The organism is Rheinheimera lutimaris, from assembly GCF_013283795.1.
GTDB classification, from domain to species: Bacteria; Pseudomonadota; Gammaproteobacteria; order Enterobacterales; family Alteromonadaceae; genus Alishewanella; species Alishewanella lutimaris.
In genome coordinates this window covers 134820-153485 of sequence record NZ_JABSOD010000008.1, presented here as the reverse complement: position 1 = coordinate 153485, position 18666 = coordinate 134820, and the positions used below count along the sequence as shown (strand labels likewise).

The window sequence follows — 18666 nt, the reverse complement described above, 5'->3', positions numbered from 1 at the left end:
AAGCTTATTGTAATAGTTGCGCACAGGCGCATGGCTAACCCGAGTATGCCAAAAAGCAATACTAAAGCATTGTGTTTGCAGCCAGACGCCAACAAATTAAGACAAAAACCGGCTCAGGGCAATGTTTGTTGCTGTATGGCGGCAATAAAGGGCAAGTCGATGTAAAAACAGGCGCCATGTTGCGGTGCCGGTTTGTAGCCGATGCTGCCGTGCATTTGTGTTATCAGGCTGCGGCTGATGGCTAATCCCAGCCCGGTGCCGCCATGCTCGCGGGTATCGCTGTTGTCGGCGCGGCTAAAGCGGCTGAATAAGCCGGGGGCAAATTGTTCAGCCACACCCGGGCCGCAGTCCTGCGCGGTAACCCGTACTTTATCTCCGGCCATATTAATACTTAGCCGCACCGGCGTACCGGCGGGAGAGAACTTCACTGCGTTAGACAATAAGTGCATGATCACCTGCGTCAGTCGCGGGGCATCGGCACTGACATTAACCCCGGTTAGTGTAGCATCGCAGTGCAGGCTGATACTGCGGTCGGTGTTCAGCAGTTGTGCTTCGTCAACACATTGCTGCAGCAGCGGCCGCAGCGCTATAGCGCTGAGTTGCAGCGTCATGGTGCCACTGGTAATTTGCTCTATATCCAGTAAGTCAGTTACCAGGGCACTGAGGCGCTGGCAGTTGGTATGAGCCAGTTGCAGCATACGTTGTTGTGATGCGTTCAGATCGCCCAAAGCACCTGACACTGCCAACCCCAGCGCAGCCGATACCGAGGTTAGCGGGGTACGCAGCTCATGGCTCACGGTAGAGATAAATTGTTGTTTCAGTTGCTCGGTTTGCCGGCGCTCAGATAAATCACTCAGCACCAGTAATTGCCGCGATTGTTGCTGCAAACGAATATGACTGCGGTGCACCGACATCGGAAAAGTACTGCTGTCACGCCGCCGGCCGGTGGTTTCGTATTCCGCATTGCCGTTAGACGTGGCACTGTATACCTCGTCCAGCCGCTGTGGCTCGGCTAATAACACCGACCAATGTAAGCCCGGTAAAGTCGAGGTGGCATAACTAAACATCGGGTAGCAAGACAGGTTAACCTGCTCGATAATGCCATCTTCGTCAGTGGTAATAATGGCATCGGCGACATTATCCATCATGCTGCGCAAATACACTTTGCTGCGCTGTTGTTCTGCCACGCTGTCGCGTAAACGCTGGCGTGACATCAACAACCAGCCAAGCAGCCCCAGTAGCAGTGCTGTTATGCCATAGGCCGCGGTGCGTATTTGGCCCGAGCGGTCCGGCAGGCGTGCCAGCGAGCGCACCGCCATTTGCCACAGCGCTCCGCGCAGGCTGATCCCCAGCAACAGGCTGTCATCGTAAAACAAGCGGTCATCACCATAAAACGCCGCGCCGGCATGGCCCCGGGGTGACAAGCTGCGAATAGCTACCTGCACTTCCTGCTCGGTGGTTTGCTTTTCCAGCAAACTCCACACTGAATCTATATTTACTACAGTGCTGATGATGCCCCAGTAATTGTCGGCATTAAGGTACACCGGCAGGCGGTAAATAAAGGCATTACCGCCCTGCACCAGAGCAATGGGGCCGACCAGTCGCGCTTCGCGCTGAGCGATAATGGCAGCGATATCCGGCCATTGTTCTGTTAAATCAGGGTAATACAGGCCAATGGCCTTCTCGTTGCCACTGAGCGGATAGACATAGCGCAGGGTATTGCCGGGCGCGACACCAATATTGCGGATATGCCGCGCCTGATGCACTAACTCCGGCAGTAATAAATGCAGCTCGGCCGGTGAAATATCCCCGTTGTTAGCCTGTACATAAGCGGTAAGGCCAATGGTGAGGTACAGCGGAATATTCAGCTCCGATTCCAGCAGCGCTCTTAGCTGGCCGGCACTGGCGATTTCATGGCGCAGTTGTTGACTGCGAACATGCTGTGCTTCATGTCGCACCAGGATTTCAGTGCCGTACAACGCCAGCAACAGTAAAGCCAGCAGTAATATCCATTGCCAAAGCGGAATTAACTTAGTATCCATATTAAGTCGTAACACCAACGCTGAATGAGTTATCACTCTAGCTGTTACAGCTAAGGCTTGTAAATACGTGATTTGGAACTGAATGCTGAAAAAACGCACTGCCGGGCAATAGACACACAGGGCAAGGCTGTCTATAATGCGCAGCTTCTGCTTATTCGCAGATTGTGCACCCGTAGCTCAGCTGGATAGAGCGCTGCCCTCCGGAGGCAGAGGTCATAGGTTCGAATCCTATCGGGTGCACCAAAACAAACAACCGCCAATCAGGCGGTTTTTTGTTTTGTGTACCTGTGGATGAGAACCTGCGTTCGACAAAACGGCAGGACCGCCGTTTTGGACGTTGCGTGAGCAACGCCCGTAGGGCGAGCTACAGGATGTAGCGAGTCAATCCTATCGGGTGCACCATAAACGTCAAAACCGCCACTTCGGCGGTTTTTGCGTTTATAGCCCCGTAGGAGGCGAACCGTTAGGTTCGACAAAAACGTCAGGAACGTTTTTGAACAGCTCCGCTGGCCCGTAGGGTGAGGGCAGGACAGTCCGAATAATCCTATCGGTTATGCCATATAAATCAAGGTCTTAGCTGAAATCGAGCCCTTTTTTATGTCTTAAATTTGTTGGTGTAGCGCGTATGTAGCACATTTATAGCAAGTTGATCTTTATGTGATTGCCAGAAATTTGAAATAACTTCTATTTTTAGTGTTGATAATGCGGGTCTCAATCCGCTTTTGCAGATGTTCTGAAGTAACTTATGCTCTTATCAAGTAATCATTTTCGTAAATACCATTTGGGTTTAGATGGGTCTAACATCGAAACGATGGCTTCGATTTCTATGGGGCGGTCAAGCCCAATTTTAAAAGACGACGTATTGTTGAGAAAAAAATCTAAGTGAAATCTCGGGTGAATATCACCATTCTGATTTTCCTCGTCGTCATCAAACCTAAAGTAGCCATGATCTTGTGACACTAAGTGAAAGAAAATATCGCAGTAAAGGCATGCTGTCTGAACATCTAAACCAAAGGATTCTGCTAAGGTGAGTGCTATTTCGTCCGTAGAAATATTGCTGTCCAATGCTGTGTTTAAAGCAGATCTCATTAGAGATGTAAATCTTCCATCAACTATTTCGCCGAAATCTTCGAGAACAAGTGAAATAGTCTCCCCATCATCAATGATTTGAAAGGGAAGTTGAATACAGCTAAACCCATTAGCTCTTCTAACCAATACTCTCGGATTATGTGCGCCAAATACGATTATATCGAAGCCATCACGTAAATTTGATGCTTTGAGCTCGCTGTAATAATTAATGCACTCACATACCTGAAACACATTGTGTAGATGGTCAAAAACAGTTCTGGATGCACGAAATCCGTCAATTATGTGTTGAGGAACCCTATTGTAGATATATGCCGTCAAAATTGTTTTGTCCTCGAGAATTCGAGATCCAACAATCTTTCGAGATATTCTTCATCATAATCATCGTCACCTATACTCTTTGTTACTTTTGCCACCATTTTAGCAATATGACGAGGTGTTGCCCCTCGCTCCACACAAAAATCCGTGATTTGCTGTTTCAGAGTTGGTTTCTCATCGACTAATATCATTTGTCTCTGGTTTTCAATTTCGACTGGTTCAGGCAGCCTAACATCCATAAAATTGTTTTTATTTATGAATGCCAAACCGTTTTCAATGCTTTTAAATGCTTCGCTGTCTCTATTAATGCCAAGTAACAGATGGCTTTCTAAAAAAGACCTTGCCATCATCGTGTATAGTGCATTTCGAAATGTTCTTGTTTTATTAAGGTTGAATGTTACACAGATTACAAAAGGGAACTCGAGGCCTTTCGCATTGTTAACGTTGGATATAAAAAATCTACCAGGAACTCGCATCTTTGATTCATGTGAGATATTTACTTTCCAATTAAACCTGTCATAGATACCTTTGCTTATTTCATTGATAACGTTGTAGATATACTGATCTCTATCTAGAAGTATGACTGCAAAGTCATCTATTGTTGCAGTCTTGTTTCTTTTGATTATGTCTTCTATTGTTTGTAAGATTTGCTCTGTTGTGTCTGCATAGCTAGGAATCGTGTGCAATACGGTACTGGCATGTTCAGTAGGGATATCTTCAAACCTTCTTAATGGTGCCCTAGATAACTGCACTCTATCGTTTGATTCGGAGTATCTGTAGCCGCAAGCATCCCACTCTTGTTGAGTCAACCATCTTAGAACCGGCCTTTCGAATAGCCCCATACCGAGGGCATGAGAAAACATTAAGTTTCTAGGATCTGTGCGATAACACTTTCTTAGTACTAAGTCAGACTTAAACACCATCCCATCTATCGGGCTAAATATATTCTGGAATACATCACCCGCGACATATACTTTTTTTGATGTGACAAGGCAGCAAAGCTCAATAAAGCTTTCAGGAAAATCTTGGCTTTCATCAATGAAAACATAGTCAAAAAGTTGATTAAATTCAGTTGTTAATTGATTTATTTCTTTAATTGCTTTTTGACATAAATAGTCAAAACTTCCTGCTTGAAATGTACCGAATGTTATTCCGTAGGCGTGACATATATATCTGTACATGCCTGAATAAGGATCTCTCCCACTTCCCCATGCATGAAAACAGAAAAGCTTGTTATTCCAATCTATCTGTTTTTCAACTCTCATAAAATCAAAAAAGTCTGGAATTCGAGATTTCATTGATGAAGCAAGTATTCTGTTGTAACAAGTGAATGCGATCTTTGAATCACGCTTTGAATATATTTCCTTCATTTTATGAAGGAGGAGTTCTGTTTTCCCAGAACCCGCAAGTCCTTGTATGATATATTTTTTATCACCGCCGGTTCTAAATACAAATTCTGTTTGGTCGGTATCAAAAAGGATTATTTTTGATTTTACTTTGTCTAGTAAATTGTCAGCATCAATATTTATTGTAGATATATCGTTTATGCTGCCAATAACAAGTGATGTTATAAGGTCGCTTAGGATTTTTTCTGAACTATTTTCGGTTTCGATTAAGCTGAAATTAAAGCTAGAAATGTCGCTGCTTACAAATAAAGCCTGCCATTTTTTTCTACGACCAATTTTGTCTTTATATTTAAACTTCTCTGAAAGATAAGATAAATCGTCAGTGAACTCATCTGTGAACTCTTCAAACTCCTCTTCGTCTCCGCCAAGGTTTATGAAGCAAGGTTTCATGCCAGACGTAAATAACACTACGGAATTCTCATAGTCATATGTAGCGTCATTTTTAGATAATGGCTGTCTGAGTATATAAATTTGCTTTTGTCGCTGGTCTGCAAATGAATTTATGACGCCAAAGAGTGGTGTATCCTTGAGCAGGTCGTGAGCTTCGGGAGAGTAATAACAATACGAAGACATAAATATTTGCTCCGAGCCAAGTTAAAAATTTGGTTAGGCTGCTTAGAATTGAGAGTAGTTAATTGATTAGATTAATCACATCGTAGGCTTAAAGCCATTAAAATTCTTCCATGTACGATTACAAAGCTTTCAGTAGTACACTTATTTACAGAACTCCAAGTGAGAGCGAAAAGCGCTTTGACAGATTTCAAGCCTCCATTGGTGCAGGCGTGTGATTATTGCCTGGCCAAGGTAGCAAATGCATTTTAGCTTGGCTGTATTGACGAACGTCAGTGTCTGGTTTAAGTTTACAACCGAACTGGAAACACGCCCCTGAGGGGCTGATAGCAGTATTAACGAAGAGTATGAGGATATCTCAGAAATTCGGGACTGGCCTCCGTTACTGCTCGATACAAACGATACGTTGTATAGTGCTTCTTAAATTATTTAGGGACAAACCAAAAGGTTGTCTCTGTCGTTAGCGATGTAGCCACAAAACACGCAGCGGCATTAATTTTTGGATTAACTATGCCACTTAAAACCTCTGTTTTAGCTTCAGAACAACATCGTCATTACCAAAGCCACTCTTTTGAGCAATATGCCGCCAGCCTCTTTATGAATGATGGCTGGGAAGTATTTCACCCAGCTTTAGACCATGGTCGCAAAACTGATTTGGTCATTTCTGACGGCCATGTGTTTTATCGGGTTCAGATAAAGTCACTGGAAGCCACTGATGATACCGTTCTGGTGAAGAACCAGTGGAAAAACACTGATACCAAAATCGACTACGTGATCTACTTCTCACAAAAGGGTAATTGGGGTTACGTAATCAAGCCTTTCAACTGTAATCAAAAACGTTTAAATGCAGCCGGCGGGCAGCGATTTCACAAACATCAAAAGCACTTTTCACATGCGTTTGCCAAGATTTAATTGCGTGGATTTCCTTTGATTATTAGGGCGGCGATTCCACCTGTTTACTCAGTTTCAGGTTTCTTTGCCCTAATTTCACTAATTGAGTCTAATGGAATTATTGCCACTTGTTCTTGAGTTATATCAACGGCATCACTATCTTATCTGTTCATTTTTCAAACAGAGCGACAAGTGCAGGGAGTTAAATGTGAGTATTAAGCCAGGCCCAAAAAGAAAAAATGAAGATGGCACGCCAGATAAACGCCAGCGTGTTACGCCAGAGAAAAAGAAGGGTCACCCTGATTTAAAGCCCCACAAGCACAAGAAAGGCGAATGAGCATCTGAACTACATGCCTGACACTCTTTGTAAATCTGTGCTCGTGCTGTACAACATACCTAAAGCGATGCTGTATGACATGGGCGGTTTTGATTTCCATTTAACTGATACTGGTTACGAAAACGTAGCTACTTTAGGCAGTAAGAAATGAGCCACACCTACCAAAACAGACTCTGCCTTTTCCTTGATATTTTGGGCTTTTCGGCCTTGGTAAAGGGAGAAAATTGTGATGCCGTTCATCAAGTTATCCGAAAAATTAAGCGTGAGCTTAAATCCAGCAAGGATTACATGGAAAAAATTGGTAGCAGCCCTATTGCCACTACATTTAGCGATTGCATCGTGCTCTCTATCGAAGTTAAAAACGAGGATGTTGCAGAAGCATCGAACATCCTGGTTACTGCTACTGTAAAAATGCTGCAGGATACGTATCTGAACCAAGCTATCGCTCTACGAGGCGGCATGGCTTATGGAAAGCTATACCATCGAGCGGATGGCGTCTTTGGCCCGGCTATGATTAAAGCCTATGAACTTGAAAGCCAATATGCAGATTGGCCAAGAGTTATTTTTGACCGGAGTATTGTAGAGCATTTTACGGGTGAAAATGGTTTATTAAGTATCGGTTTTACCAACTATGGTGATGGTTTCTTCGGTGTGGATTGCTCAAATCGCATTGAAGATGTACTAAATACTGAAAGTATTTATCTATTTCAACGAGGTGAAGGAAGAGAGAATTTAGAAAAGCTGCACAAGATGAGCCGGATCACGCTATCCAAGTTGGAAGAGCACTATGGCAATCCAAAAGTCTATTCCAAATACCTTAAGTTAAACGCTCGTATACGTTCGCTATTGAAAAGGTTTAATCAGCTTCCTGCTTTTATCGACGATCTTGATTGATACTTCTCCCGTGGTGTTTGCGGCGGACTGCTACTTGCCATTTTTGTCAAATGGTTAGGAACGATTTGGAACAGCTCCGCTGGCCCGTAGGGTGAGGGCAGGAATGCGCTCAACCGTTTACCGCATGGGTTAGAAAATTGCCTGCTTTCAGCGCTGTCATGCTAAGGTAAAGCGATAAAACGCAGCCCTTTGATTAGTCTGGAGAACACCCGTGCTCAGGTCCCGTAAACTTATAACGTTATTAACGCATGTTTTATTTAGTCTGGCTTTATTGGCCGCAGCCCCGGCCATTTTGGCCGCTACTGCAACGGAGCAACTGCAGCAGGTGATTGACGATCACTGGCAATACAGCCTGCAGGAAGATCCGGTTACCGCCGGCCGCATGGGGTTGGCCGGCTACAATGACCGCTTGCCGGGTGTTACAGCGGCAGACCGTGCGCGGCGTCTGGCCAGCGAGCAAAAGCTGCTGAAGCGGCTGGAGGCGATTGCGCCGGAACAATTAAGCGATGCCGACCGGGTTAATCATCAGTTGCTTAGCTGGGTGCTGCGCAATTCGATTCAAGCCAACCAACTGTTTCTGGATCGCATTCCGGCCAATACCTTTTACAGTTTCTGGAGTCTGGCGTTAGATGCCAGCAGTGGCTTGGCCATGCCGAAAGTAACTGATTATCAAGACTATATCAGTCGCATCAAGGATTTTGGCCGCTACTTTGATGAGAACATCAATAATATGCGTCAGGGTATAAAAGACGGCTTTGTATTGCCGAAAATTGTTATTCAGGGCATAGCCCCCACGGTGCGGGCACAGGTGTACAACGACCCGGAGCAAAGCAGCCTGTACCAGCCGTTTAAAGAGCTGCCGGCGGCGTTTTCCAAAGCCGAACAACAGCAGCTGCAATATGCCGCAAAACAGGCTATTGCGCAGGTTGCATTACCGGCATTTGCACGGTTAGCCGATTTTCTCGAAGGCGATTACATGCAGGCTGCCACTGTCAGCTTAGCGGCAGAGCAATTACCCAACGGCAAAGCCTATTACCGCCATACTATAAACACTTACGTTACCCTGGATATGGACCCGGCTGAGATCCACAACACCGGCCTGGCTGAAGTAAAACGTATCCGCGCTGAAATGGACGAATTGATAAAACAAAGCGGCTTTAGCGGCAGTTTTGCCGACTTTACCCACTTTTTACGCACCGATCCGCAGTTTTATGCCAGCACGCCGCGTGAGTTACTAAAAGAAGCCTCTTACATTGCCAAGCGCATTGACTACCGCCTGCCGGAGTTTTTCGGCAAGCTGCCACGCCTGCCTTATGGTGTGGTACCGGTACCGGCCGAAATCGCGCCGAACTACACCACCGCCTCTTATAATTCAGCCGCGATTGGCGGCACCCGTGGCGGTGCCTATTGGCTTAATACCGACTCATTGGATCAGCGGCCCTTGTATGAACTGGTGGCCTTAACGCTGCACGAGTCGGTACCTGGCCACCACTTACAAAGCGCTTTGTCACAAGAGCTGGAAAATGTGCCACAGTTTCGGCGTAATTTATATTTAAGCGCCTATGGCGAAGGCTGGGGCTTGTATGCCGAACGGCTTGGCGTGGAAATGGGCGTGTATGAAAACGCTTATCAACAATTTGGCCGTCTCAGCTATGAAATGTGGCGCGCCTGCCGGCTGGTGATCGACACCGGCATTCACTCGCAGGGCTGGAGCCGCCAGCAAGCGCTGGACTTTTTATCAAGCAACACCTCGTTATCACAAGCCAATGTGCGCGCCGAGGTAGACCGCTATATCTCCTGGCCCGGCCAGGCGCTGTCGTACAAAATGGGTGAAATTAAAATTCGCCAGCTGCGCGCCAAAGCGGAGCTGGCGCTGGGCAACAACTTCGACATCAGGGCGTTTCATGATGCGTTATTAGCCAATGGTGCGCTGCCGCTGGAAATTCTTGAGGCCGAAATGGAGCGCTTTATTGCCACCGCTGCCAAAAGCAGCAGTAGCCGTCACTAACATTAACTAAAAAGCTAAACACAACCGTAGCTGTCGGTTGGTTTAGCTTTTAGGGTTATGCCGCTATGGCGGCTGTTGTGTTACACCTTACAGGTTTTAATCCCCAGCAAGCTGTACAGCGGGCAAAAGTTAAATAATCCGGTCAACAGCGGCACTATGCCCAGCCAGCCCCATACACCTATGGTGCCGGTTGCGGCCAGCGTCATTAATGTCATACCGGCAATAATACGCAACCCTTTATCAATACCACCTACGTTTGCTTGCATCACTCACTCCATAAATTAGCGTAACCTTATTTATGATAGTCCGGCTTTGATGGCCGCTGCTAAGGTTATCGCGCTAAAACTTGCGCTGCGTCAATATATCGTGCAACAGGTCAATGCCGTTGCAACAAGACAGTAAAACCGGCATGTGATACTTTCTGCTCAGGCTTTTTGTGGAGCAGCTCAATGTCATCGTCTTACCATTATTTTGATCAGCAGCGTTTAACTCTGCACTGCGGTAGCCATTTACCGGCGGCGCAATCCTTGCTGCAGCTGGCCGGCAACAGTGCTTTGGCGGCGCAACTTATGCCGGCACCGACAGCACAGCAATTACTGGATGCAGCAGAGCAGGCCTATAAGGCCGGTTACGAGCAAGGCGCCTCTACCGAGTTTGAGCTGCAGGGCCTGGCCATCGCCGGTATCGGCGATCCGCTGCTACACATGGACTTGCTGGCGGAGTTTTTACCGGCGTTCAAAGCCAAACGCCATGGCGTGCCGGTAACCTTAGTCAGTTATGGTCTGGTGGCACCCGGCGAGGCCACGGCATTATGCCAACAGCTTATAGCGCTGGAAGTAGAAAAACTGGAAATTTACCTGCCGGCCAGCAATCCGCCGGCGTATCAGCAGGCGGTTAAGCCAACACAATTGGGTTTTAGCGAGGTGTGCCAGTTTATCCACAGCGCCAGCGATGCGGGCTTACAGGTCACCTGCTTTGCCTATGCGCCGGTAGCACAGCAAAGCGAACTGCGCGCGCTGGCGCTGGATTTAGGCGCCCGCGGCTTTGTGGTTAAACCTCAGTATAGGGCTTAAGCAAGCTATCCAGTTCAGTGCGTTGGCGTGGCAGCACCGCCAGTTCTAATCCGAGCAATTTAAAATAGCTGCGTAAATTATCTAACCGCGGGTTGCCATTATCGTTTTCTATATCGCTGACAACCTGGCGGCTCAAACCGGTAAGTTTGCAAACTTCGGTTTGTGACATCTGCAAGCCTCCGGTGCGTAAGGCTTTACCAATCTGGCCCAGAGTTGTGTTGCCCGACAACATTTGCTGCACCAGACGTTGCTTTAGTTCAAAGCGATCCGGCACCGCGTCCGTCCGGCGTTTTTGTTGTGTCATGCTAATAATCCCCACTTTTGCAGCCTGGTTTCCAGATAAGCAAAGCCCATCACCGGCATCTGCATGATACTGGCCGGTACGCCGCGCTTGGTTAAGCGCCCGGCTAAGTGTTGTAGTTTGGCGGCCAATTGGCGTAATTCAGTTTTAAACAATTCAGGTTCACCATAACAGGCCAGGCTGTCACATAACTCCAGCCAGTCAATATCTCCACCGCGCTCAAATGTGTTGCTCCAATGGGTTGTACGCATAACCACTTCCGGGTCTGCCTTCATTGGGGCAAAGTCATAAATAGGGGCCAGTGATACCACCGCCGCATGTTTTAGCACCGCCATATTGCGGCCATGGTTATCAGAGTTACCAAATACGATGTTTAACAAATCACGCTTCAGGTATTCTGCGGTTAATTCTGCCGTAGTTTGGCTATTAACCACTTGTGTAAGCGCTTTTAATACCTCTTCATGTTTCAAGTGGCTGCCAGCGGGTTTATTTAACAGCGAGAACACAGACTCAACACCATAACGTTGTACAGCACCGGCAATAAACGCCCTGTCAAAGCGCGGTAACCAAAGCGAGGGCTGCTTGCTACCTTCGTGTAGCTGCAGTTTGGTAACGTCCATGCTGGCGAACCCCAGCTCTGCCAATTCACAGTAGTAGTGGTATTCCGTGCGCAAAATATCCTGGTCTATCGCAGTGTTACCGCGTGGAAACTTCACCAGATAGTGCTCATCTGCACTGTTATCGTTTTGCAGGGTGTCTATCCACACCTCGCGCTGCGGGGTTAGCCTGACCAACAATTTAGGTGCAGCACCACCGGCACCTGTTGCGCCGCCCGACACTGCGCCGCGCTGCCTGGCATAGTTTAGAAAGTCATGGTTGCGCTCTACTACCTGCTGTTGTTCAAAGCGCATTTGCTGCAGTGCAGTTACCTGTTGCACTGCGGCCATTTCAACAGACTCTTTCAGGCGCAAGTTACCCACAGGTGCAATGGTACCGGCTTGCAATAAGGTGATATCCTGCATGGCAACCGGCTGTTGCTGCAGGCCCAGCATATCCAGCCACAGCGCGCGGGCGTAGCCCATCGGCATAATATCTTCAAACACGCCGGGCCAACTGGTAAAGCTGTACACGTCCATAGGGTTAACCGGGTACATTGCCGAAAAACTACGTGAGCCCGTTTCATCAAAATAAGCTGCGGCATATGTTGTCCGGGCCTGCAAAGATACCCTGCTATGTTTACCTGCCTCCGGGGAGGCGATGGTAATAACAAAAGCATCCTGCCAGTGGCCATCATTAAAAGCTTGCAAAGTAAGCTGCATAAATGTTTTTCAGTTGCTGCGGTTCTGTCTAATATAGCGTACAAAAAGCCAGAAAGGACAATTTTTTGTCTAACATAAGGCGCAATTTTGCTAGAAAGACAATTATTTGTCTGACATATTAGACAAATAATTGGCTTGCTAAACCCTGCGCGGTTAAGGCTTAAGTTTAACGCCTGGCGGCGGCCGGTTTTACCCGGGTGTCATATAAATGCTGCAGTGCTTCGGTTATGGTCATATCAATGTTTTCACTCAGGTAGCGCTCTACCTGTTTGTGCACAAAAATTACCGCTTGTTTATGCTGTTTGGCAAAGGCCGCGCACTGCTGTTTTAGCTGCTGGTTAAATTCTTTCTCTGCCGCTTGCTGGTGTATGGTGTTAATCGCCTGCTCAAAGCTGTTGCCGTTATCAGCAAAGGCTTCTTTTAAGGCGTTTTTCGGTATGCGGTAGGCTTTACTGGCAAAATCCAGCGCCTCACGAAAGCTATCAAAGCTTTCGCCAAACACGTCAAAGTGCAGCGGGGCGCTATCGTGCACCTGTTGGCTAACACCACCGGCTTCATAGTCAAAACCAAAAAAGTTAAGCCGCTCGGTAGTTTCCGCGCCCAGCTTTAAGCCCGCTTCAATACTGTGGCGCAGGCTAAAATCCAGCCCTTCCAACTCTTCCACCGTCCACATGTCATAAATGCTCAGCGCTTTGGCATACTTTTTAGCCAGTTTGGTTTTGGCAAATTTGTGCCGCTCATCCAAGGTGCCGGCCTTGCAGGTTTTCAGCAGTTCATGGCACTCATTGCAGCTGGGTATTTTTAAAAACTCACTGGCCTCGCGGGTGGCCAGGTAAAACTCCAGGTACTGTTGCGGCGGCGCATAGTCATGCGTAGCGGCAATGCAACCGCAGTAATAGCAGGTGTTAAAGTGGTTGCTACGGGTGGGTACCAGCAGGTTGTAATCGGTATCAGTTGGCATAGTAGCGTCCAAAGCTGAGGATTATAACTAAATTGGGGGGAGGGTGTTGGGGTTATTCAACGATGCCTTTTAGCCTGGCGAAAGTTCGCATGGTTTCATCGGCTGCAAGTGGCGGATAATCCGTGTTTTTAGCTATTAACAGGTATTGCCCGTCAGCGACCTTTTTAACATCACGCAGTAGATATTGGTTGTCGCCACTTGCATCCTGACGTTCTATGGCAACAGTGCAGTTTTGCAAAGAGCCTGCGCTGGTCGGGCTAATCAGCTCCAGCAAAAGCAGTTGGCCGTCTAATATAGGGTTCTTGCCTCCGTTCATTGAGTTGCCGCTGGCGTGGGCTAAGAAGTGTTTTTCCGGGTTAAGCGTGCCAAACCCAATTGGGGCTGCAACGTGTTCGGCATTACCGGCATCGCCGGTTTTAAAATGGCCGCAGGCAATTTTAATGTCAGGAAAATAGGGTAGCAACAGGCTGTCGGCGGCCTGTTCCGTTGCGACCTGATCATTGGCGGCAAGTGCATTAATGTGCAGTATCAACGGTTTAGCTACTACTGTGGTAGTGGTACCAGCATACACAAACTCATCTTTGCTTAGCCACAATTTAGCGCCGTTGGCCTGTGCAACACTGTAAGCCCAGTCACTTACTGCGCGTGATTTTTCGGCATCACAGTAAAAGTACGCTGCCAGCTCAGAACTTAGTACCGCAGTGTGCTCTACCAGATTTTGCTGTTGCCAGTTGTCACGATGTCGCTGCGCTGCTAAATGATCTCGTTTGCTGTTGTTACAAGCGCTGTGGGCAGCAACAAAGTTGTGGCCCAGGTCGGTGGAGTAGCGGGCAAACGGAATAAAGTGATCAACATCGGCGCTGTTATTGTTTAGCGGTTTATTGCAGTAAAAACATTGACCACGCTGAATTTCAATCAGTACCGGCCGCGCTTTATTCAATGCATTACGATCGACACCAAATAAAAACTGCTGCAACTGGCTTTGCGGGCCTATCAGCTGTTGGTTGTCTTTAATGCTTTGAATTTTCTGCAGCCAGGCATTTTTTGCCAGGTACACTACCAGATCATAAAAGCGACGAAACGAATAAGCGATACCTGAATTCAGCGTAATAAACTTGCTGCTATTGGTATGCAGATATAAAAAACACTCTGCTTGCTTAGACAAGATCTGCAAGCGCCATAGGGGGCCATCTTTTAATGTTGCCAGCGTAGCGCGATAAATCTCGGACCAGTATTGGCTTTGTTTTAACTGGCGGATATTTCGAATATTATTTTGCTGACATTCGTACAACACACTGATCACTTTGGATTGTTTACCAGTGTTTTGTTTTAGCAGCGCGGCATCGCCGTTACTGCCGGCGGTAAAAGGCACAGCATGATGCCAGTACAGCAGGATAAATTTATCTACCAGTTCATCCAATGTAATAACCAGTTCGCTGTCTGGTTGTTGCAATGGGTGTTCAACGCAGATATCGGCAATAGCATGCAATAGGGCGAACTTATAGGTAGCGCTAAAGTCGCCTTCATTTAACATGCGCTGGATATAAGCGATAAAGTCGAGCTGCTGTTGCATACCAGCCATAGCTAAACAGCTTCCTTTATCAGTAATGCATTAAGCCAGTTTTCGTTGTCACGCTCTGGCCGCTGGTCGCAGGTTAACCAGATTTTTTTAGGTGTTAGCCCTGGTATATCTGCCAGCAGTGCTGTTAGTTGTTGCTCGTTCATATCGGTAAAACGTCGGCTGGTTACTTCACGCTCTGAGTCACCATATTTAAACGACACATACAACACCGCCGTTGGTTTAAGCGCCCGTTGTAACCGGGAGAAAACAGCAGGTAAGGTTTTGCTGGCGACATGCAGTAAGCTGGCGCAACACCAAATGCCATCAAAGGTTTCCGGTTCATCCAGTTGCTCAAAGCTAAGCACTGTAACAGTTTGTTGTAAACGCTCACTGGCAATTTTCGCCATTGCTGTACTGGCATCAAAAGCACTGACGGTAAAGCCCAACTGCTGAAAATAATAAGCATCACGGCCACTGCCGCAACCGGCATCCAGAATATGGCCACCGGATTTAACCATAGGCAGAAACTCAGCATACAGTGCAGCCATATCGACGTTAACCGTTGCCTGCACATATTCCGCTGCATGCTGATTGTAATAATCTATTGTTTCAGATGACATTTATCTGGCCGTGATGTCGCTACAAACGCCTTGATACTACCTGTGTTCTTTACTATTTCAAAGTAGTGCATCTGAGTATTGCAGATGCAGGCTCATTGTATATGTTCTGCGTTCGCAGAATAGTCGCGCTTGGTTGGGTAAACATCAGAGTTGCGAATTGTTCTTAAAATGTAAACTGTGTTATATTTCCGGTTTTCAAGGATGAAGCCCTCTTATGAAAACACTGCACGATATTCAACGTACTAACCAAATTCGCCAGCAAGCGCAGCAAAATCAGCAAAGAGAAGCGCTGGCCAAGGCATTAGCTGCCAATTCACACACTATGTTTGTGATGAACGAAAATGAGTTTTTTGAACTGGCGGTAAATATTAAACGCCAGCAAGGTATGCAATCAGCACAGATCCGGGCGTGGATGGAGCAATTAGTGCTTCAAAGTCCGGCGTTAGGCCAGCTATGGCGCCGCTATGATGACCAAGTTAAAATTTTTACGTCTGCTATTCCTGTAACCGTAGATGCTGCTGCACTGGCCGTGCTGGCAAAAGATTTAAGTAAAGGCGGCAATATACTGACGAAATACCAGATTAAAAATTTCCATGGCCGTACTTATGTAATTATTAAAGGCTATCCAGCGCTGAGGCAGCATCTAACCGGCACCCGCTATCTGGCTAGCCACCCCAAAGTGCTGTCAATGGGTATAGGTAAGACAGATGCTGTTAAATCGATTCGAACAGGCTTTGTGCTTTCATTGGTATTATCAGTGGGTTTTCATGCTGTTGATCAGCTGCTAAATGATCAAAAAACTTGGCATGACTTTGTGGGAGGTGTAGCGGCAGATGTTATTTATGCTGGAGCCGCCTCGGCGATAGCTCTGGGGTTTCTGTCCTTGATTGCAGGAGGCTCCGCAACTTTAATTGTTGGGCCACTTTTAATCGTATTGGCCGTTGGCGTACTCGCAACAACTCTGTTTCTGTTGATTGATGAGCATATACAACTTGGCCGTCATATTTCTCAGATGCTATCAGAAGCTCAAGCTCAAATTGAAACTGATATGCTCAGAGCAGAAATGAAATCTAAAAAGTTAAAAACTCAGTGGAGCGAAGATACGCTGGCGTTTTTACATAAGTTATTTGCAGTCCCGAAGTGGAGCTTAGAGTAATGCCGCTGCAGACTGAGAATTTTGAACGTAAAAAAGGGCTGGCAGTTTCTTTGTCAGTAGTAATGTTAGCTATGACTGCTGGATACGCCTTTTTTTCCGCTGAGTTTTTACACCAGCTTAGCAGTTTGGATGCGCAAGCGTTTTACCTCAGAGTATCCATGATGGTAATACCTGGTTTAATTGCTGCACCCATTTTCTTGATGTCAATTTACATTATGTTGCGGCGGCATTTCGGCCGTTTGCCAGAGCAGCATTTTGCATTGTGGGTAAAAGTGTCATTGGTGTTGTTGGCCGGGGCTTTTGTGCTGCGCATTGTGCTGGGTTTTTGGTTACCTGGCTATGTAGCTGCGAATGGTTTTACGCATTGCAGCAAGCTTGAGAATCCTTCGCCTTTTGCCTCGCAAGTATGGGTGCGCCAGCCGGAATACTGCCATGAATTATCGTATTTGGTTAACGGTGAAGTGCTGGATTGGTTTGACGAACAAGAAGTCGCTGGTAAGCGCCCCTCTGTTGACGAAGTCACCGCACAGATTGAATTATTAATCGCTCAATACAAACAGCGCTATCAATAGAACTATAGCGAACTGGCACCGGCCGGTTAGCTATAACTCGTATTCACCTCTGTGGTCGCTGCTGTCATCAGCTTATGGATCGGGCATTTATCGGCGATGGCCGCCAGTTGGCTTTTTTGCTCGTCGGTTAATTGCCCCAGCAGGCTTAAGGTAACGTTTAACACATAGACACCCTGGGCTTCGCGGCTGTTGTCGCGCTCTATTACGATGTCGATATAGTCCAGCGGTAGTTGTTTGCGCTTGGCGTACATCATTACCGTGATGGCTTTGCAGGCCGCCAGGGCGGCGTCGTAGTAGTCGTGCGGATCGGGGGCGCTGTTATCACCGCCGAGGTCTTTGGCGACGTCGGCAAAGACGGTGTACTGATTAATACGAATGGTTTGGCGGTATATGCCGCTGTCGCTTTTACGTAGTTCTATGCTCATGCTGCACCTGTTTTGGTTGGCTTGCCCGGGTTAATGTCGGGCATTAAGGGTACGGAATAAACTCGTCTTCATCACCGACAACTTTAGCAAAGCGGCCGGCTTGCCAATCTTGCTTGGCTTGCTCGATACGCTCTTTGCGGCTGGAGATAAAATTCCACTCTATATAACGCTTGTTCATGCTTTCACCGCCGATAAGTGCAATGCGGCTGTCGGCGTTGGCTGTTATTACCACGCCCTCAGCGGCGTGCAGTATGACCATGGCGTGTTCGGGCACTGTGGTATCTTTTAGCTGTAATTCACCTTTGGCAACGTAAATGGCGCGCTCGGCACAGTTGGGCAGGGTAAGGCTTTGGCCGGCTTTTAATTCGGCTTCGACATACAGGGTTTGGGCGTAGGTTTTTACCGGTGAGGTATAGCCGTATGCGCTGCCCATTAATACCCGCACGGCCACGCCGTCGATGCTGGCGGCAGGGATGCCGGCGCCGGGGTAGTGGTAAAACGCCGGGGCAATTTCTTCGTCGGCTTCAGGCAGGGCCAGCCACAGTTGCAGGCCGTGCAGGCGATGCGCTGTGGCGGTAACTTCAGGCCGCTCGCGCTCAGAGTGGGTAATGCCCCGGCCTGCGACCATCAGGTTGATATCGCCAGGGGTAATGGTTTGGTAACTGCCTAACGAGTCGCGGTGCAGTATTTCGCCTTCAAACAGGTAAGTGACGGTAGCCAGGTTAATGTGCGGGTGGGGCCTTACGCTGATGCCTTTGCCGGCGGCAAATTCGGCCGGGCCCATATGATCGAAGAAAATCCACGGCCCGACCATTTTACGCTCTTTAGTGGGCAGGCTGCGGCGCACGGAAAAGCCGCCCAGGTCTTTATCGCGTGGTTGGATAAGTAAATCGATGGCACCGCAGCCGTTATCGATATCGCAATCCTGCTCGTTTACTTTGGTTTCAGTGCTCATGATGGGTATCCGATTGTATTGCAACCGCCAGATGGCGCAGCAGGTTGAAAGAAATCAACAGTATAGGATAAGTTGGGCAGAATAAAGAGTTAATAAAACTGTCGATTAACTATAGTTTTTTGCACTGTTTGCTGCCGGCCCGGCCTACGGCACAGGCTATACTGGACACAG

General features: G+C 47.5%; 18 protein-coding genes and 1 tRNA gene. 8 read left to right on the top strand and 11 right to left on the bottom strand.

Going from position 1 to position 18666, the window contains the following annotated elements:
- Positions 1 to 113: 113 nt before the first annotated feature.
- A complete protein-coding gene (locus HRH59_RS10365; protein WP_231702454.1) occupies positions 114 to 2042 on the bottom strand; it encodes an ATP-binding protein in 1929 nt (642 codons plus the stop codon).
- Positions 2043 to 2208: 166 nt separating this feature from the next.
- Here HRH59_RS10365 and HRH59_RS10360 point away from each other — a divergent pair.
- Positions 2209 to 2285 (top strand) — tRNA-Arg (locus tag HRH59_RS10360).
- A gap of 519 nt (positions 2286 to 2804) precedes the next feature.
- On the opposite strand, the gene HRH59_RS10355 is transcribed toward HRH59_RS10360, so the two are convergent.
- The gene (locus HRH59_RS10355; RefSeq protein ID WP_173501193.1) at positions 2805 to 3449 is read right to left on the bottom strand and encodes a hypothetical protein; all 645 of its coding nucleotides are present in this window, start codon (positions 3447 to 3449) and stop codon (positions 2805 to 2807) included.
- Entirely contained in the window at positions 3446 to 5425 is a 1980-nt protein-coding gene (locus HRH59_RS10350; protein WP_173501192.1) for a DEAD/DEAH box helicase, read from the bottom strand. Before HRH59_RS10350 ends, HRH59_RS10355 begins: the two co-directional genes overlap by 4 nt.
- Positions 5426 to 5932: 507 nt before the next feature.
- On the opposite strand from HRH59_RS10350, the gene HRH59_RS10345 reads away from it, so the two are divergent.
- From HRH59_RS10345 to HRH59_RS10330, 4 genes are all read left to right on the top strand, one after another.
- Complete coding sequence (locus HRH59_RS10345; protein ID WP_173501191.1) at positions 5933 to 6334, top strand: group I intron-associated PD-(D/E)XK endonuclease; 402 nt, start codon at positions 5933 to 5935, stop codon at positions 6332 to 6334.
- Between the two features lie 91 nt (positions 6335 to 6425).
- A complete protein-coding gene (locus tag HRH59_RS10340; RefSeq protein ID WP_173501058.1) occupies positions 6426 to 6650 on the top strand; it encodes a hypothetical protein in 225 nt (74 codons plus the stop codon).
- Between the two features lie 147 nt (positions 6651 to 6797).
- Positions 6798 to 7544 carry a hypothetical protein gene (locus tag HRH59_RS10335; protein ID WP_173501190.1) on the top strand — a complete coding sequence of 249 codons (747 nt, stop codon included), beginning with the start codon at positions 6798 to 6800 and terminating at the stop codon, positions 7542 to 7544.
- A gap of 211 nt (positions 7545 to 7755) precedes the next feature.
- Positions 7756 to 9552 carry a DUF885 domain-containing protein gene (locus HRH59_RS10330; protein ID WP_173501189.1) on the top strand — a complete coding sequence of 599 codons (1797 nt, stop codon included), beginning with the start codon at positions 7756 to 7758 and terminating at the stop codon, positions 9550 to 9552.
- Between the two features lie 80 nt (positions 9553 to 9632).
- Here HRH59_RS10330 and HRH59_RS10325 read toward each other — a convergent pair whose 3' ends face one another.
- Positions 9633 to 9818 carry a YgaP family membrane protein gene (locus HRH59_RS10325; protein ID WP_173501188.1) on the bottom strand — a complete coding sequence of 62 codons (186 nt, stop codon included), beginning with the start codon at positions 9816 to 9818 and terminating at the stop codon, positions 9633 to 9635.
- Between the two features lie 183 nt (positions 9819 to 10001).
- Here HRH59_RS10325 and HRH59_RS10320 point away from each other — a divergent pair, with 183 nt between their 5' ends.
- Positions 10002 to 10625, top strand: a complete 624-nt coding sequence (locus tag HRH59_RS10320) for a chlorophyll a-b binding domain-containing protein (protein ID WP_173501187.1) — start codon at positions 10002 to 10004, stop codon at positions 10623 to 10625.
- Here the strand turns inward: HRH59_RS10320 and HRH59_RS10315 are convergent.
- The 5 genes from HRH59_RS10315 to HRH59_RS10295 form a co-directional block, all read right to left on the bottom strand.
- Complete coding sequence (locus HRH59_RS10315) at positions 10603 to 10929, bottom strand: helix-turn-helix domain-containing protein (RefSeq protein ID WP_173501186.1); 327 nt, start codon at positions 10927 to 10929, stop codon at positions 10603 to 10605. The genes HRH59_RS10320 and HRH59_RS10315 overlap by 23 nt on opposite strands.
- On the bottom strand, positions 10926 to 12245 hold the full coding sequence (locus HRH59_RS10310; protein ID WP_173501185.1) for a type II toxin-antitoxin system HipA family toxin: 1320 nt from the start codon (positions 12243 to 12245) through the stop codon (positions 10926 to 10928). The genes HRH59_RS10315 and HRH59_RS10310 overlap by 4 nt, the downstream gene beginning before the upstream one ends.
- 166 nt (positions 12246 to 12411) lie before the next feature.
- Positions 12412 to 13206, bottom strand: coding sequence for a hypothetical protein (locus HRH59_RS10305; RefSeq protein ID WP_173501184.1), 795 nt, complete (start codon positions 13204 to 13206; stop codon positions 12412 to 12414).
- Between the two features lie 52 nt (positions 13207 to 13258).
- A complete protein-coding gene (locus HRH59_RS10300) occupies positions 13259 to 14788 on the bottom strand; it encodes a S24 family peptidase (RefSeq protein ID WP_231702453.1) in 1530 nt (509 codons plus the stop codon).
- Positions 14789 to 14790: 2 nt separating this feature from the next.
- Positions 14791 to 15387 (bottom strand): class I SAM-dependent methyltransferase, encoded by a 597-nt coding sequence (locus HRH59_RS10295; RefSeq protein ID WP_173501183.1) that lies wholly within the window; start codon positions 15385 to 15387, stop codon positions 14791 to 14793.
- Between the two features lie 214 nt (positions 15388 to 15601).
- Here HRH59_RS10295 and HRH59_RS10290 point away from each other — a divergent pair, with 214 nt between their 5' ends.
- Positions 15602 to 16543: a hypothetical protein gene (locus HRH59_RS10290; RefSeq protein WP_173501182.1), complete on the top strand. Its 942-nt coding sequence runs from the start codon at positions 15602 to 15604 to the stop codon at positions 16541 to 16543.
- 71 nt (positions 16544 to 16614) lie between these two features.
- Complete coding sequence (locus tag HRH59_RS10285; RefSeq protein WP_231702452.1) at positions 16615 to 17115, top strand: hypothetical protein; 501 nt, start codon at positions 16615 to 16617, stop codon at positions 17113 to 17115.
- Positions 17116 to 17141: 26 nt separating this feature from the next.
- Here the strand turns inward: HRH59_RS10285 and HRH59_RS10280 are convergent, their stop codons facing one another.
- Positions 17142 to 17540 (bottom strand): OsmC family protein, encoded by a 399-nt coding sequence (locus HRH59_RS10280; RefSeq protein WP_173501180.1) that lies wholly within the window; start codon positions 17538 to 17540, stop codon positions 17142 to 17144.
- A gap of 43 nt (positions 17541 to 17583) precedes the next feature.
- Positions 17584 to 18495 carry a pirin family protein gene (locus tag HRH59_RS10275; RefSeq protein WP_173501179.1) on the bottom strand — a complete coding sequence of 304 codons (912 nt, stop codon included), beginning with the start codon at positions 18493 to 18495 and terminating at the stop codon, positions 17584 to 17586.
- Positions 18496 to 18666 lie beyond the last annotated feature (171 nt).

What these genes read in the sequence shown, in the direction of transcription:
- HRH59_RS10335 (WP_173501190.1), top strand. Translation starts at nt 6,798, where the DNA reads ATGAGCCACACCTACCAAAACAGACTCTGCCTTTTCCTTGATATTTTG.
- HRH59_RS10275 (WP_173501179.1), bottom strand. Translation starts at nt 18,495, where the DNA reads ATGAGCACTGAAACCAAAGTAAACGAGCAGGATTGCGATATCGATAAC.
- HRH59_RS10365 (WP_231702454.1), bottom strand. Translation starts at nt 2,042, where the DNA reads ATGGATACTAAGTTAATTCCGCTTTGGCAATGGATATTACTGCTGGCT.
- HRH59_RS10305 (WP_173501184.1), bottom strand. Translation starts at nt 13,206, where the DNA reads ATGCCAACTGATACCGATTACAACCTGCTGGTACCCACCCGTAGCAAC.
- HRH59_RS10315 (WP_173501186.1), bottom strand. Translation starts at nt 10,929, where the DNA reads ATGACACAACAAAAACGCCGGACGGACGCGGTGCCGGATCGCTTTGAA.
- HRH59_RS10300 (WP_231702453.1), bottom strand. Translation starts at nt 14,788, where the DNA reads ATGGCTGGTATGCAACAGCAGCTCGACTTTATCGCTTATATCCAGCGC.
- HRH59_RS10310 (WP_173501185.1), bottom strand. Translation starts at nt 12,245, where the DNA reads ATGCAGCTTACTTTGCAAGCTTTTAATGATGGCCACTGGCAGGATGCT.
- HRH59_RS10325 (WP_173501188.1), bottom strand. Translation starts at nt 9,818, where the DNA reads ATGCAAGCAAACGTAGGTGGTATTGATAAAGGGTTGCGTATTATTGCC.
- HRH59_RS10345 (WP_173501191.1), top strand. Translation starts at nt 5,933, where the DNA reads ATGCCACTTAAAACCTCTGTTTTAGCTTCAGAACAACATCGTCATTAC.
- HRH59_RS10320 (WP_173501187.1), top strand. Translation starts at nt 10,002, where the DNA reads ATGTCATCGTCTTACCATTATTTTGATCAGCAGCGTTTAACTCTGCAC.
- HRH59_RS10295 (WP_173501183.1), bottom strand. Translation starts at nt 15,387, where the DNA reads ATGTCATCTGAAACAATAGATTATTACAATCAGCATGCAGCGGAATAT.
- HRH59_RS10350 (WP_173501192.1), bottom strand. Translation starts at nt 5,425, where the DNA reads ATGTCTTCGTATTGTTATTACTCTCCCGAAGCTCACGACCTGCTCAAG.
- HRH59_RS10290 (WP_173501182.1), top strand. Translation starts at nt 15,602, where the DNA reads ATGAAAACACTGCACGATATTCAACGTACTAACCAAATTCGCCAGCAA.
- HRH59_RS10285 (WP_231702452.1), top strand. Translation starts at nt 16,615, where the DNA reads ATGACTGCTGGATACGCCTTTTTTTCCGCTGAGTTTTTACACCAGCTT.
- HRH59_RS10340 (WP_173501058.1), top strand. Translation starts at nt 6,426, where the DNA reads ATGGAATTATTGCCACTTGTTCTTGAGTTATATCAACGGCATCACTAT.
- HRH59_RS10280 (WP_173501180.1), bottom strand. Translation starts at nt 17,540, where the DNA reads ATGAGCATAGAACTACGTAAAAGCGACAGCGGCATATACCGCCAAACC.